Source organism: Corynebacterium sp. HMSC062A03, from assembly GCF_001811145.1.
In the GTDB taxonomy this organism is placed as follows: domain Bacteria; phylum Actinomycetota; class Actinomycetes; order Mycobacteriales; family Mycobacteriaceae; genus Corynebacterium; species Corynebacterium aurimucosum.
On record NZ_KV803690.1, the window covers coordinates 102,359 to 117,053 of the forward strand.

General features: G+C 62.0%; 12 protein-coding genes. 9 read left to right on the top strand and 3 right to left on the bottom strand.

Translation table 11 applies throughout. The annotated features are described in order from the left end of the window. The first annotated feature begins 143 nt into the window (after window positions 1–143). Window positions 144–1,889, top strand: coding sequence for a pyruvate dehydrogenase (locus HMPREF2781_RS09425; RefSeq protein WP_070645594.1), 1,746 nt, complete (start codon window positions 144–146; stop codon window positions 1,887–1,889). A gap of 81 nt (window positions 1,890–1,970) precedes the next feature. On the opposite strand, the gene HMPREF2781_RS09430 is transcribed toward HMPREF2781_RS09425, so the two are convergent. Then, window positions 1,971–3,260, bottom strand: coding sequence for an MFS transporter (locus tag HMPREF2781_RS09430; RefSeq protein WP_070645596.1), 1,290 nt, complete (start codon window positions 3,258–3,260; stop codon window positions 1,971–1,973). A gap of 80 nt (window positions 3,261–3,340) precedes the next feature. Here HMPREF2781_RS09430 and HMPREF2781_RS09435 point away from each other — a divergent pair, with 80 nt between their 5' ends. The 3 genes from HMPREF2781_RS09435 (at window position 3,341) to HMPREF2781_RS09445 (ending at window position 6,407) form a co-directional block, all read left to right on the top strand. Beyond that, window positions 3,341–4,114 carry a MerR family transcriptional regulator gene (locus tag HMPREF2781_RS09435; protein ID WP_070645598.1) on the top strand — a complete coding sequence of 258 codons (774 nt, stop codon included), beginning with the start codon at window positions 3,341–3,343 and terminating at the stop codon, window positions 4,112–4,114. Window positions 4,115–4,245: 131 nt separating this feature from the next. Next, window positions 4,246–4,950: a response regulator transcription factor gene (locus tag HMPREF2781_RS09440; protein ID WP_070446030.1), complete on the top strand. Its 705-nt coding sequence runs from the start codon at window positions 4,246–4,248 to the stop codon at window positions 4,948–4,950. 11 nt (window positions 4,951–4,961) lie between these two features. Continuing rightward, on the top strand, window positions 4,962–6,407 hold the full coding sequence (locus tag HMPREF2781_RS09445; protein ID WP_070645600.1) for a sensor histidine kinase: 1,446 nt from the start codon (window positions 4,962–4,964) through the stop codon (window positions 6,405–6,407). Window positions 6,408–6,410: 3 nt separating this feature from the next. Here HMPREF2781_RS09445 and HMPREF2781_RS09450 read toward each other — a convergent pair whose 3' ends face one another. Then, window positions 6,411–6,839 carry an HIT family protein gene (locus tag HMPREF2781_RS09450; RefSeq protein ID WP_070645602.1) on the bottom strand — a complete coding sequence of 143 codons (429 nt, stop codon included), beginning with the start codon at window positions 6,837–6,839 and terminating at the stop codon, window positions 6,411–6,413. Window positions 6,840–6,873: 34 nt separating this feature from the next. Between HMPREF2781_RS09450 and purD the strand changes: the two genes are divergently transcribed. Together purD and purB are read left to right on the top strand one after the other, a co-directional pair. Then, window positions 6,874–8,148 (top strand): phosphoribosylamine--glycine ligase, encoded by a 1,275-nt coding sequence (purD, locus tag HMPREF2781_RS09455; protein ID WP_070645604.1) that lies wholly within the window; start codon window positions 6,874–6,876, stop codon window positions 8,146–8,148. Window positions 8,149–8,187: 39 nt separating this feature from the next. Beyond that, window positions 8,188–9,627 carry an adenylosuccinate lyase gene (purB, locus tag HMPREF2781_RS09460; protein ID WP_070446043.1) on the top strand — a complete coding sequence of 480 codons (1,440 nt, stop codon included), beginning with the start codon at window positions 8,188–8,190 and terminating at the stop codon, window positions 9,625–9,627. Between the two features lie 221 nt (window positions 9,628–9,848). On the opposite strand, the gene HMPREF2781_RS09465 is transcribed toward purB, so the two are convergent. After that, window positions 9,849–10,655: a serine/threonine protein kinase gene (locus HMPREF2781_RS09465; RefSeq protein ID WP_246821833.1), complete on the bottom strand. Its 807-nt coding sequence runs from the start codon at window positions 10,653–10,655 to the stop codon at window positions 9,849–9,851. Window positions 10,656–10,719: 64 nt separating this feature from the next. Between HMPREF2781_RS09465 and HMPREF2781_RS09470 the strand changes: the two genes are divergently transcribed. From HMPREF2781_RS09470 to HMPREF2781_RS09480, 3 genes are all read left to right on the top strand, one after another. Then, entirely contained in the window at window positions 10,720–11,577 is an 858-nt protein-coding gene (locus HMPREF2781_RS09470; RefSeq protein WP_070645608.1) for a phosphoribosylaminoimidazolesuccinocarboxamide synthase, read from the top strand. Window positions 11,578–11,586: 9 nt separating this feature from the next. After that, window positions 11,587–13,695 carry a S9 family peptidase gene (locus HMPREF2781_RS09475; RefSeq protein ID WP_070645610.1) on the top strand — a complete coding sequence of 703 codons (2,109 nt, stop codon included), beginning with the start codon at window positions 11,587–11,589 and terminating at the stop codon, window positions 13,693–13,695. Between the two features lie 117 nt (window positions 13,696–13,812). Further along, window positions 13,813–14,496 (top strand): DUF2334 domain-containing protein, encoded by a 684-nt coding sequence (locus HMPREF2781_RS09480; RefSeq protein WP_070446055.1) that lies wholly within the window; start codon window positions 13,813–13,815, stop codon window positions 14,494–14,496. Window positions 14,497–14,695: the final 199 nt, after the last annotated feature.

Genomic DNA, 14,695 nt, shown 5'->3' on the forward strand with positions numbered 1-14,695 from the left:
TTACAGTTTCAAAGCTCAAGAAGCGTGTTTGTTGTCGAAGTCACAAAGCCTCTACTACGTGAGAAGGCAGCTTTAAGGTGGCGAAATGTGCCCGGTGCGGGGACACTGGGGGCCGTTAGCGATAAAAGTTAGAGAGGTACAACATGGCACGCAATTACGCCACGCAGCTCGTGGAAACTCTGGAAGCCCAAGGGGTCAAGCGCATCTATGGCCTCGTTGGTGATTCCCTCAATCCCATCGTGGATGCGGTGCGTCAATCCTCCATCGAGTGGGTGCACGTCCGCAATGAGGAGGCCGCGGCTTTCGCCGCTGAGGCAGATTCCCTCACCACTGGCAACCTTGCCGTGTGTGCCGCCTCCTGCGGTCCGGGAAATACGCACCTTATTCAGGGGCTTTACGACGCCCACCGCAACGGCGCCAAGGTCCTCGCCCTAGCCAGCCACATTCCTTCCCGCCAGATCGGCTCGAAGTTCTTCCAGGAAACCCACCCGGAGGCCATCTTCCAGGAGTGCTCCGGCTACTGCGAAATGGTCAACTCCGCTGAGCAGGGAGGTGTGGTCCTGCACCATGCCATCCAGAGCACCATGGCCGGCAAGGGTGTGTCCGTCCTCGTCATTCCGGGCGATGTCTCCACTCAAGAGGCGGAAGAGGACACCTTCACCTCCTCCGTTATTTCCTCCGGACGCCCGGTTGTCTACCCGGACCCGGCAGAGGCCGCTGCGCTGACCCAGGCCATTAATGAGGCTAAGACCGTCGCTCTCTTCGTCGGTGCTGGCGTCAAGGATGCGCGCGAGCAAGTTCTTGCGTTGGCCGAGAAGATCAAGGCTCCCATCGGTCACGCCCTGGGCGGCAAGATGTACATCCAGTACGACAACCCCTTCGACGTCGGCATGTCCGGATTGCTCGGCTACGGCGCGGCACACGAGGCCACCCACGAGGCGGACTTGCTTATCCTGCTGGGCACGGACTTCCCCTATAACGACTTCCTGCCGGATGCCAACGTGGCCCAGGTCGATATCGATGGCTCCCACATTGGCCGCCGCACCCGCATTAAGTACCCGGTGACGGGTGATGTCGCCGCCACCATTGAGAACATCCTGCCGCACGTCGATGAGAAGAAGGACCGCTCCTTCCTCGACAAGATGCTCAAGAATCACTACGACAAGCTGCACCACGTCGTTGAGGCCTACACCTCTGGCGTGGAGAAGCACACGCCGATCCACCCGGAGTACATCGCAGACCTCATTGACCAGCAGGCCGATGAAGACGCCATCTTTACCGTCGATACCGGCATGTGCAATGTCTGGGGCGCGCGCTACATCACTGCGAACGGCAAGCGCGAGCAGATTGGCTCCTTCCGCCACGGCACTATGGCCAACGCGCTGCCGATGGCCATCGGTGCGCAGGCGGCGCACCCGGACCGCCAGGTCATCACTTTCTCCGGCGACGGTGGGCTGTCTATGCTCATGGGCGAGCTGCTCACCGTGAAGCTGCACAACCTGCCGGTGAAGATGTTCGTGTTTAACAACTCTTCCCTCGGCATGGTCAAGCTGGAGATGCTGGTCCAAGGCCTGCCGGAGCATGAGACCGACCACGAGCACGTCAACTTCGCCCAGATCGCGGAAGGCGCAGGCATCAAGCACTTCCGCATCGAGGATCCGAAGGACGCGCCGCGCCTTATCAAGGAGGCCTTGGCCTACGACGGCCCTGCGCTTATCGACGTCGTCACGGACCCGAACGCCCTCTCCCTGCCGCCGACACTCACCTTCGAGCAGCTGCTGGGCTTCTCCAAGGCAGCGACCCGCACCGTCTTCGGTGGCGGCGTGGGTCAGATGCTCTCCATGGCGAAGTCCAACCTGCGCAACATTCCGCGTCCACAGGACTTCTAGCGTGAGCGCTTCGCTCTCACGCTAGAAGGGGCCGACGCACCACAAGGAACCCACGCCCTGCGGCTCCACCCCGCGAAAGCGTTATGCTTTCGCGGGGTCTTTGACTGGGATGAGCACGAGCGCTCCGACGAGGAGGACTAGCCCTATGGCGAGCACGCCTCCCCGGTCTCCTTGGCCCATCAGGAAGACGAAGACGCCGAACAGGAAAGGCGTCAACCACGCTACGGCACGCCCGGTTGTGGCGTAGAGGCCAAACATCTCGCCTTCACGTCCTGGCGGGGCAACGCGCGCCAAGAAGCCGCGGGCGGAAGCCTGGGCTGGTCCCACGCACAGGCACAGGATGAGCCCGCAGATCCAGAAGGCCGTCGGGCCTTGCGCGAAGAACATGATGCCCGCCATCAACGTCAGAATTGTCAGGCAGGTGAGGATGATGGCTTTGGGGCCCACGTGGTCGTCGATCAGCCCGCCCGCCACCGCGCCCAGCGCGGCCGCAACGTTGGCGGCAACACCGAAGATGAGGACGTCGCCAGGCGAAAGCCCATAGACGGATACGCCCAACACCGCTCCGAAGCTGAATACGGCCGAGAGCCCATCACGGAAGATGGCAGAAGCGAAGAGGAAGGCAAAGGCGTTGCGATCCTCTCGCCACAGCGTGTGCACCGTGCGCCACAGCTCGCGGTACGACGCTGTGAGGCCGCCCGCTGCTTCACCCGACGGTGCAATCTCCGGCACGCGCAGCAGCACGGGAATGGCAGATAACCCAAACCACGCTGCGGCGAGCAGCGCCACGAGCCGAATATTCCAGCCGCCCTCCGTGGATAGCCCAAGTCCGCCTCCCTCTCCGGAGACGAAGCCGAAGTAACAGATGAGCAGCAGCACGATGCCACCGAAATAACCCGCCGACCAGCCCAGGCCAGATACCCGGCCCACCTTGTCCTCGGTGGCCACCTGGTTGAGCTGGGCAAAGTAATTGACTTCGGCGAATTGGATGGTCACCGAACCTACCGCCAAGCCGACAAGCCCCAGCCAGAAATACACGGGCGCATCATTGCGGATGAAAAACAGGCTGGCCATGACCAGGAAGGTCAGCAGCGACCAGAAGCCCAGCGCGCGCCGCCGCGTGCCCAACCGGTCGGAACGCTGGCCCATCACGGGGGTGACCGCAAAAATCACCAGACCCGCCACCGTCATAGACCACGACAACCACTGCGCCGGGGTGAACTGCGAGTCAATGTGTTGGCCCACCGAGTCGGTGAGATAGACCGAGAAAATAAACGTCACGAGAACCGCGTTGAAGGCAGCCGAACCCCAGTCCCACAGGGCCCAAGCAGCCACGGTGAGGCGGTCAGTGCGTTTCGAGGCTTGCGTCATGCTTCATTATCGTAGGCAAAAATATGTGCTGAGTGGCAGGAGTTGCACTTAACGCGACGTCAACTTTTAGGCTCAACGTCATGCGTAATGACTACAGCATCGGCGACGTTGCCGAAATCCTCAAAGTCACCACCCGCACGTTGCGGCACTGGGATGACATTGGGCTGCTCAGCCCACAGTGGCGCACTGGGGGTGATCACCGCCTGTACACCGAAGATGACGTGCAGCGCGGGATGGACATCCTGATATATCGCAGCGTGGGAATTGAGCTGAAGGACATCGCAGTGCTTCTCGATGCCCCTTCCTCCGCCACTCTGGCCCGCCTCCGAGGCCAACACGAGGCTTTACAGAAGCGGCGAGCCGACGTCGATGCGATGTTGTACGCAGTGGAAAGACTGATTGAGGAGACCGAAATGGATAAGAACCTAAGCCCCAGCCAAAAAGTGCGCAATCTGGGTGATGCATGGCCCCAACTGCAGGAAGAAGCCCGCGAGAAGTGGAGAGACAGCAAAGAATGGGCGGCGAGTGCGGCCGCTGCGGAATCGATGGGGAAGAAGGATTGGGAAGGATTCTCCGTGGATCATGAAAACTTTGCGGCCGAGCTAGAGGAGTCCGCGAACGCAGGGCTTGAACCGGGCAGCGAGGGGGCGAAGGAAATCGTCGACAAGCACCGCGACCTCATTGCTCAGTGGTACCCAGTGTCGAGGTCCAAGCAAGTGATCTTGGCTCGCATGTACTGCGAGGATCCGCGCTTCGATGAGACCTATCGCGGTAATGCCGGCTACTTGCGTCAGCTGATTGAAGCACAAGCCCAGGCAGAAGGGCTGGATCTGGGTAATCTCGTGTGGGACTGATTTGTTCACAGCGCACGTCCAGACTCCGCTCAGTACCCTGGGAAGGCGTAGTGCAATACTTCTCACTTTGAATGAGAAACCCCCACGCCACCTAGTCATAGGAACAGCGGAGAAAGGACCAAAGCGGGACCATGGATGATTCAAAGGACGTCAAGGTACTTGTCGTCGATGACGAGCCCAATATCGTTGAACTACTTACTGTTTCCCTGAAGTTTCAGGGCTTCGATGTACACAGCGCCAACTCCGGCAACGAGGCTCTGCGCATTGCGCGTGAGATCAATCCCGACGCCTACATCATGGACGTCATGATGCCGGGCATGGACGGTTTTGAGTTGCTGGGCAAGCTACGCGCAGAAGGCCTCGACGGCCCCGTCCTCTACCTCACCGCCAAGGACAGCGTGGATCAGCGCATCCACGGCTTGACCATCGGTGCGGATGATTACGTCACCAAGCCCTTCAGCCTGGAAGAGGTCATCACCCGCCTGCGCGTGATCCTGCGCCGCGGCAGCACGGTGGATGACCAGAACGGTGACGCCACCATGACCTATGCCGACCTCACCCTCAACGATGACACCCACGAGGTCACCAAGGCAGGGGAGATCGTGGAGCTTTCGCCCACCGAGTTCAATCTGCTGCGCTACCTCATGCAGAACCGCGAGGTGGTGCTGTCCAAGTCCAAGATTCTGGATAACGTCTGGCACTACGACTTCGGCGGCGATGGCAACGTGGTCGAGTCCTACATCTCCTACCTGCGCCGCAAGATTGATACCGGCGATACACCGCTCATCCACACCGTCCGCGGCGTTGGTTATGTGCTGCGCACACCGCGCTCGTAGGCTTTTTCACTATGAGCGAATCCACCGCGAACCCGGATTCCGGATCCACGCCGGTGCGCAATAGCGCCTTGCGCCGGCGCATGCAGCGCCCTAAAGCGCTGCCCTTGCGCACGTGGCTGCTCGTCTTGATGGTGCTGGTTTCGGGCCTGGGCCTGGCTATGTCCTCCTTGGCGGTCTCGTCGATCATGCGCAACGTGCTCTACACCCGCGTGGACACCGAGCTGAATGATGCCCTGAGTTCTTGGGCCAGCAATCTCGACGCGACTTTCTACACGCCGCAGGACGGGAGCCGCCGACCCCCGACGGACTATGTAGCACTGGCGTATTATCCCGATGGCTCCGTGGTAACCACGCGTCCGACGGCGGCGTTGCCGGATGCTCGTTCGGTGGTCGTTGGTGGTGAACCTAGCACCGTTCGCTCAATTCAAGGCGAAACCGAATGGCGTGCCGTGGCGCAGCTCAAGACGGATGGCTCCGTGGTGGTCGTCGCAAAAGACATGACGACGGAAAACTCCATTCTGAAAGGCCTCGCTATAGTCCAGGTCATCATCGCGGCGCTGGTCATGCTCATTATCGCGCTCGTGGGTATGTGGCTGATCCACCGGGCGCTGCGGCCGCTGCGCGTGGTCGAGAAAACGGCCTCCCAAATCGCGGCCGGCAACCTGGACAAGCGCGTGCCAGAGTGGCCGCTACATACCGAGGTAGGCCAGCTCGCCGCGGCGCTTAACGTCATGCTGGGACAGTTGCAGAACTCCGTCGTCCATGCGCAGGAAAAGGAGCAGCAGATGCGCCGCTTCGTCGGCGATGCCTCCCACGAGCTGCGCACGCCGCTGACCAGCCTGCGCGGCTACACGGAGCTGTACCGTTCGGGGGCGACTAAAGATCCGGAATTTGTCTTCAGCAAGATCGATGCTGAGTCTAAGCGGATGTCGTTGCTGGTGGAGGACTTGCTAGCCCTGACGCGTGCGGAGGGATCGCGCCTCGATATGCGCGAGGTAGACATGCTGGAGCTCGTGCTTTCCGTGGGCTCTTCGGCACGCGCGGCCTTTTCTGGCCGCACGATCAACGTCAACAATGAAGCCTCCGAGATTCCGATAGTCAACGGTGACGCGGACCGCCTGCACCAAGTGTTGCTCAACTTGGTATCTAACGGTATCCGTCACGGTGGTGACGAGGCATCGGTGACGCTGACTTTGCGGGATGATGAGGAGAACGTGCTTATCGACGTCGCCGATGACGGCAAGGGCATCTCCCCCGAAGATGCAGCCCATATCTTTGAGCGCTTCTACCGTGCGGATAGTTCACGGACCCGCGATACGGGTGGCTCGGGCTTGGGCTTGGCCATTGTGAAGTCCCTCGTGGAACAGCACGGCGGTTCGATCTCTGTGGACTCTGAGCTGGGCAGCGGATCGGTCTTTACCGTCCGCCTCCCCAAGGCGCCGACGAGCGGGAGCTAGCGCCTAGTTGCTGCGGCGGCCGTCCTCATCCGTGCCGAGGTGCTGGCGGATGCGCGCGGCGGCCTCGTCCATGGCGGCGGGGTCGGTGGCGTCGGCAGCGAAGGCCTTGGCGAAGTCGTAGTCTTCCATCTTCTCGGTGGGGAAGAGGTGGATGTGGGTATGGGGAACGTCGAAGCCGGCGATGATGTAGCCCGTACGCGGGGTGTCGAAGGCCGTCTTAATGGCGCCACCGATCTCTAGAGCAATCTCGTTGAGGTGCGCCCAAGTCTGAGAATCGAGGTCAGTCCACTTATCGACCTCCTCGACTGGCACGACCAAGGTGTGGCCATAACGCAGCGGCTCGATGGACAAAAATGCCACGCATTTCTCGTCGCGGTAGACAAAGCGAGCTGGCAGCTCGCCCTCGATGATCTTTGTAAATACGGAAGACATGGCCCCTAGGCTACCGCCAGTTAAGATAGACGGCATGCGCATTCTCGTTATTGGCTCGGGCGGCCGCGAACATGCCCTGCTCACTGGCCTTAAATCTGATCCCTCTGTTACCGATTTGCACATCGCACCGGGTTCCCCGGCACATACCAAGCAGGCCACCATTCACCCGGAGTATTCCCAAGTGGACGATCCTGCGCGCATGACGGAGCTGGCGGTTGATATTGACGCGGATCTGGTCGTCATTGGGCCGGAGGTGCCGCTGGTGAAAGGCGTGGCGGATGCTCTGCGCGAGCGCGGCATTGCGGTCTTCGGGCCGTCGGCAAGCGCGGCACAGATCGAGGGTTCCAAGGCCTTTGCCAAGGATGTCATGGCGGCCGCCGGCGTGCGCACCGCCCGCGCGGAGCAGCTCGCCCCCGGCACCAGCGATGCGGACATCGAGGCCGCCCTCGATCGTTTCGGCCCGCACTTCGTGGTTAAGGACGACGGCTTGGCCGGCGGCAAGGGCGTCGTGGTGACCGAGTCCCGCGACGCGGCCCGCGCGCACGTTGATGCGGTTCACGCCGTGGGTAACCCAGTGCTGCTCGAGTCCTTCCTCGACGGACCGGAGGTTTCCCTGTTCTGCCTCGTGGATGGTGAGACCGTCGTGCCGCTGCTGCCGGCGCAGGACCACAAGCGCGCCTATGACAACGATGAAGGCCCCAACACCGGCGGCATGGGCGCTTATACGCCGCTGCCGTGGCTGCCTGCCGACGGCGTCCAGCGCATCGTCGACGAAGTCTGCGTTCCCGTGGCCAAAGAAATGGTCAAGCGTGGCACTCCCTACTCTGGCTTGCTCTACGCCGGCCTGGCATGGGGCAAGGAAGGCCCAGCCGTGGTGGAATTCAATGCCCGCTTCGGAGACCCGGAGACACAGGCGGTGCTCGCCCTGCTGAAGTCCCCACTGGGAGAGGTCCTGAACGCCACCGCCACCGGACAGCTGGCGGAACTTGCGCCGCTGGAGTGGGAAGAGGGCTACGCCGTTACCGTGGTGCTGGCCGCAGAGGGCTACCCGGCCTCCCCGCGCAAGGGTGATCCGATTACCTCGCCGGACCTGGATGACCCCACCCGGATCCTCCATGCCGGCACCACTGCGGGGGAGGGCGGCTACGTCTCCAACGGTGGGCGCGTCCTCAACGTCCTCGGTCGCGGCGCCACCCTCGCCGATGCCCGTGCTGCCGCCTACGAGATTCTCGGCGGCATCGAGCTGGAGGGCAGCTTCTTCCGCACAGACATCGCACTGCCAGCGGAGAAGAGCCAGATCAGCATCTAATCCGCTGATAATGCCTCCTTTGGGGCGAGGCGTGGAATAATGAGCGACGTGGCTGAAAAGAAGAACATTTCCAACGTCCTGTCCGCTCGATACGCCTCCCCCGAGATGGCTGAAATCTGGTCCCCAGAACACAAGATCATCCTGGAGCGCCAGCTGTGGATTGCGGTGATGAAGGCGCAGAAGGATCTCGGCGTCGACATCCCAGCTGCGGCTATCGCCGCTTACGAGGCGCAGGTTGAGAACGTCGACCTCGCCTCCATCGCGGAGCGTGAGCGCGTCACGCGCCACGACGTTAAAGCTCGCATCGAAGAGTTCAACGCCCTGGCCGGCTGCGAGCACATTCACAAGGGAATGACCTCGCGTGATCTGACGGAGAACGTGGAACAGCTGCAGATTCTGCGTTCTTTGGAGCTGACCCGCGATAAAGCCATCGCGGTGGTCTCCCGCATCGGTGAGCGCGCCGCACAGTACCAGACGCTGGTGATGGCCGGCCGTTCGCACAACGTCGCCGCCCAGGCGACGACCCTGGGCAAGCGTTTCGCCTCGGCTGCCGACGAATTGCTGCTCGGCATCGAGCGCGTGGAGTCTCTGCTGAGCCGTTACCCGCTGCGCGGCATCAAGGGCCCGATGGGCACCTCGCAGGACATGCTTGACCTCATGGGCGGATCCGAGGACAAGCTCGCGGCGCTAGAAACGCGCATTGCGGATCACCTGGGCTTCTCTCGCGTATTCAACTCGGTGGGCCAGGTTTACCCGCGCTCCCTCGACTTCGATGCTGTTTCCGCGCTGGTGGAGCTTGGTGCTGCGCCCTCCTCACTGGCGACGACCATCCGCCTCATGGCCGGCAACGAAACCGTGACTGAAGGCTTCAAGGAGGGCCAGGTTGGGTCCTCTGCGATGCCGCACAAGATGAATGCCCGCTCCTGCGAGCGCGTCGGCGGTTTCCAGGTCATTCTGCGCGGCTACCTGACGATGGTGGCGGACCTGTCCGGCCAGCAGTGGAACGAGGGCGACGTCTTCTGCTCGGTGGTGCGCCGCGTTGCCTTGCCGGATGCTTTCTTTGCCATTGACGGCATGTTCGAAACCTTCCTCACCGTGCTGGCAGAATTCGGTGCTTTCCCGGCGATGATCGACCGTGAGCTAGAGCGCTACCTGCCCTTCCTCGCCACCACCCGCATCCTCATGGCGGCGGTGCGCGCAGGCGTGGGCCGTGAGACCGCGCACGAGGTCATCAAGGAAAACGCCGTCGCTGTAGCACTCAACATGCGCGAGAATGGCGGGGAGCAGGACCTGATTGAGCGCCTGGCTGCCGACGAGCGCCTGCCGCTCGATGCCGCCGCTCTCGAGGCCGCGCTGTCGGATAAGCACGCCTTCATCGGTGCTGCCGAGTCGCAGGTGAGCCAGATTCTGGGCCGCATCAAGGCGATTGCTGACCAGCACCCGCAGGCCGCGGCCTACACCCCGGGCGAAATCCTCTAGCTCACGCGGCCGGGGGATCCCCTGTGAAGGGACGACCCGGCGCGGTACGTTTTCGCAGACAAGCCCTCTCAAACGTGAGTTTTTGAGGCTCTATTTACGAAAACGTACCGCGCTGGCCCGGTCCATGTACGTTTCGATCAATTAAGGTTGCCCGAATTTTCTGGTCCCTATTTGATCGAAACGACCTTCTATCGACGTCCCGGGCCACCCGGCACTAGCTTTTAGGTCATCCCGGGGATGCGCAGCACCGGCAACTCGAAGCCGCCGAGGGATTTCCCGTTGGAGGCGAGGTAGCCGCCGATCATCAGCGCGGTGAGTACCGCCATGATGCCGAGAACCGCAGCACCCGTGGACGAGGTTTGCTGCTGCGTCGTCTTGCCCGGAATGGGCAGCTCCGGCACCGGCTGGATGCCTTCTTGCGCACCGCGGCTGCGCAGTTCCTCGACGCACTCAGCGAAAGACTGCACCTGCGCTGCGTTGAAGGCGTCAACGGCTTCTTTCTCCTGTGCCTGGTTTTCTGCCAGAGCGGCGCGCAGCTTGGGGCTGAAATCGCTACCCGTCGACAGTAGTGGCGCCGGTCCCTTCTTTGCGCGGGCGGCAGCAGCATTGATGGAGTACTCGGCGTCCTGCGGCAGCAGCACCGACTCATCCGCTACGAGCGCCTCCGGAGCGGCGGCGCCGACCAGGATGATGAGCATATCCGCGCCCGTGTAGCCGGCCTTGGCCAGCGCGGCCACCGTCGCCGCATAGCCCGGAGCCTTGCTGATATCGCGCGAGGTATACGCGGAGAAGTCCAACTTCGGGAACTGCGCTTGAATCTGCTCCGAGGTGGCCTTAATCGTTGCGATATATCCAGCGCGGACGTCGCGGGCTAGCTCGCGATCCGTGGCCGAGGCCGACATCGTGCACAGCCATTGGCCGTGGTCAGATTCGCGCACGGAGATATCGGCAGCCTGCGCCGCCGGCACGCTCAGGGTACCGCCCACCAACGCAGCGGAGGTCAAAAGGGAGATCATGCGAGAGTGCACAGGCTTAACTCCTCATGCTTGGGATGTATCTTGAAGCAGTCTAGACGGGTCTAGGATGTATGTCATGCGTCCAGAACTTTCTTCCTATGCCCACATCGCCTCCGGCAAGGTGCGCGATATCTACGAAATCGACGACAATACCCTGCTCATGGTCGTCTCCGACCGCATTTCCGCCTACGACCACGCCCTGGAGCCCGCCATTCCGGACAAGGGCCGTGTGCTTACGGCGACCTCGAAGTTCTTCTTCGACGTCATTGATTTCCCTAACCACCTCGCCGGCCCGCTCGATGATGAGCGCATCCCCGAAGAGGTACTCGGCCGCGCCATGGTGGTGCAGAAGCTCGACATGCTGCCCTTCGAGTGCGTCGCCCGCGGTTACCTCACCGGCTCCGGGCTGAAGGAATACAAGGCATCCGGCAGCGTATGCGGCGTCGGGCTGCCGGAGGGGCTGACCGAGGCCTCCCGCCTGCCCGAGCCCATTTTCACCCCGGCCACCAAGGCGGAGCAGGGCGACCACGATGAGAACGTCTCCTTCGACGTCGTTGTGGAGAAGCTAGGCCGCGAGCGAGCTGAGCAGCTGCGCGAAGCCACCCTGCGCATTTATGCCACGGCCGCCGCGCTGGCGGAGGAGAAGGGCATTATTTTGGCGGATACGAAGTTCGAGTTTGGCGTCGATAAGCACGGCACTTTGGTCTTAGCTGATGAGGTCCTCACCCCGGACTCCTCGCGCTACTGGCCGGCCGATACCTACGAGGAAGGCAAGGTCCAGCCTTCCTTTGATAAGCAGTACGTGCGCGATTGGCTCACCGACTCCGGCTGGGACAAGGAGTCCACGCCGCCGCGCCTGCCGGATGACGTTGTCCAGGCCACCCGCGCGCGTTATGTTGAGGCCTTTGAACGCCTGTCCGGGACCACTTTTTAAGGAGGCTGAATGAACGCACCACACGCAGCGAAACGCCCGGTCACCCGTGAGTTCCATGGCCGCAGCTTCATCGATAACTACGAGTGGCTGCGTGAGAAAGACTCCCCGGAGACCCGCGAATACTTGGAGGCCGAAAACGCCTACACCAAGGAGCGCACCGCACACCTGGACACCTTGACGGAGAACATCTTCACTGAGGTCAAGTCCCGCATTAAGCAGACGGACATGTCCGTGCCCCAGCGCCGCGGTAAGTACTGGTACTACGGGCGCACCGAGGAGGGCCAGGAGTACGGCTACAGCTGCCGCATCCCGGTGTCGGAAGGTTCTGATCCGTGGACCCCGCCGACCATCCCGGAGGAGGGGGCGCCGGAAGGGGAGCAGGTGCTTCTCGACGTCAACGCGCTCGCCGAAGGCCATGACTTCTTCGCCCTGGGTGCTTCTTCGGTGAGCGATTCCGGTGACCTGCTGGCCTATTCCGTGGACGTGGCCGGCGACGAGCGCTTTGAGCTCTTCATCAAGGACCTGCGCACAGGAGAGCTGTTGGAGGACCGCCTGGAAGGCATCTTTTATGGTGCGACGTGGGTCGGGGAGGAGTTCATCTTCTACACCACCGTCGATGATGCATGGCGGCCGGACACCGTGTGGCGCCACCGCGTGGGAACCCCGCAGTCGGCTGATGTTGTAGTCATGCGCGAGGAGGATTCGCGCTTCGGCATTGGTGTGGGTACGACCCGCAGCGAGAAGTACATCATGATTGTCTCCGGTTCGAAGACGACGAATGAGGCGTGGGTGCTCGAGCAGTCCAACCCCGAGGGGGAGTTCCGCTGCCTCTGGGAGCGGGAGACCGGCGTGGACTATGACGTCGACCATGCGGTGGTGGACGGCACCGACTACTGGGTTGTCACGCACAATGCCACCGGCCCCAACTTTGCCTTAGGCTACTGTCCTGTCTCCGATGACCTTCCAGCCTTGCGCGAACTCACCGTCCTCATGCCGCATGATGACACCGTGCGCATTGAAGGCGTGGATTGTTACCGCGACCAGATCGTCGTGGGCTACCGCCGCGGCGGCATTGGCCGTGCCGCGGTAATGGATGTGCGGGAGGGGTGGGCGCGTTTCGACGAGCTCAACTTCAACGAGGAGCTCTACACCGTTGGCGTGGCCGGCAACCCGGAGTGGGATGCGCCGGTGCTGCGCGTGAGCTATACCTCCTTCATCCAGCCAGCCCAGCTCTTTGATTACCGCGTGGCCACCGGCGAGTACACGCTGCTGAAGGAACAGGAAGTCCCTGGCGGCTATGACAAGGATGAGTACGTGGCTTACCGCGTCTGGTCTGAAGCGCCTGACGGGACGAAGGTGCCGGTGTCCATCGTGCACCGCGCGGACCTCGACCGCACGCAGCCGAACCCGACGCTGCTGTATGGCTACGGCTCCTATGAGGCGAACATGGACCCGTATTTCTCGGTCTTCCGTTTGTCTCTCATGGACCGCGGCATGATCTTTGCCATGGCGCACGTGCGCGGTGGTGGTGAGATGGGCCGCAACTGGTACGACGACGGCAAGATGCTGGCTAAGAAGAACACGTTTACGGACTTCATCGCGGTGGCCGATGACCTCATCGCGCGCCGGGTGACCACGCCGGACACCTTGGTGGCTGAGGGCGGCTCCGCCGGTGGACTGCTCATGGGCGCGGTGGCGAACATGGCGCCAGATCGGTTTAAGGCCATCGAGGCCAACGTGCCCTTCGTGGATCCGCTGACCTCGATTCTCATGCCGGAGCTGCCGCTTACGGTGGTGGAGTGGGAAGAATGGGGCGACCCGTACCACGACCCGGAGGTCTATGACTACATGGCTTCTTACTCACCGTATGAGAACATTGCGCCGCAGAAGTATCCCAATATCCTGGCGCTGACCTCGCTTAACGACACCCGCGTGCTCTACGTGGAGCCGGCGAAGTGGGTGGCCAAGCTTCGTGACGTTGCCACCGGTGGCGAATTCCTCCTCAAGACTGAGATGGCCGCCGGCCATGGTGGTGTGTCCGGACGCTACGCCAAGTGGCGGCAGGCGGCATTCGAGTATGCGTGGTTGATTAACCAGGCCACGGGGGTTGAGTCTTAGGCTCCCCGCTTGAGCTGTGTGGCTAATGAGCCGCACAGCATCCTAGGCCGCCCATGTGGGGGAGTGAGGCTTCCCCTCGGCGCGCGCCGGGACGGTGGCTGTGCGATAATTTTCCTTATGCATGGCCACCTTTTGGTTTCGATTTCCAGTATCTTCGACGACACCCGAAGGCAGGCCGCTGACCTGCTGGAGCAGTTCGATAAAGCGGATATCCCGGTGTCCTTGCTTGTAGCGCCACACATCGATGGCAATTGGCACCTAGCTAAGGATTCGGCGACACAGTCGTGGTTGCGGGAGCAAGCCGAATCGGGCCGAGTGCTCATTCTCAACGGCTTCGACCAAGCAGTTCAGGGCCGCCGTGCGGAATTCGCAAACCTGGATGCACACGAGGCGCGTCTGCGCCTCAAGGGGGCGACGCGGCAGATGGCCAGAATCGGCTTTGAACCCACTATCTTTGCGCCGCCGCGCTGGCGTATGTCGGAGGGAACTCTAGAAGTTCTTCCTGAGTTTGATTTTGACTTTGCTGCATCCACCCGCGGCATCCATGACCTGCGCACCGGCGAGCTCCACCAAGCCCGCAACTTGTCCTTTGGTGAGGGTTTCGGTTCGGCCAAGTGGTGGCGCCGCAACATCATCCGCGCTGCCGAGCGCTCCGCGCAGCGCGGCAACACCGTGCGCCTATCGATTTCCGGCCGTAACCTTGATGACCGCAAGGTAGTGTCCGATTTCCTTAAGGCCGCCGAGCGCGCCGTTGGAGCAGGCGCCAGTCCCGCTGACTATACGGCCTTCGCACCGCGCTAGCCGTGCCCACTCGAATGCTCACGACACGTTAAACCGTCCGCATATCCCGGTGTCCGTTGGCCTGTATAGAAAGGGAGACGCGTCTTCCAGGAACGACGGAGTGCCCGTAAACCTTCATCCGGTTGGCAGGTTTCGCTCTTTAAGGGCTTAAGGATCCCGTAGCTCTTGCTGCTTCCGGCAGCACGTGAAGCCGGACTTG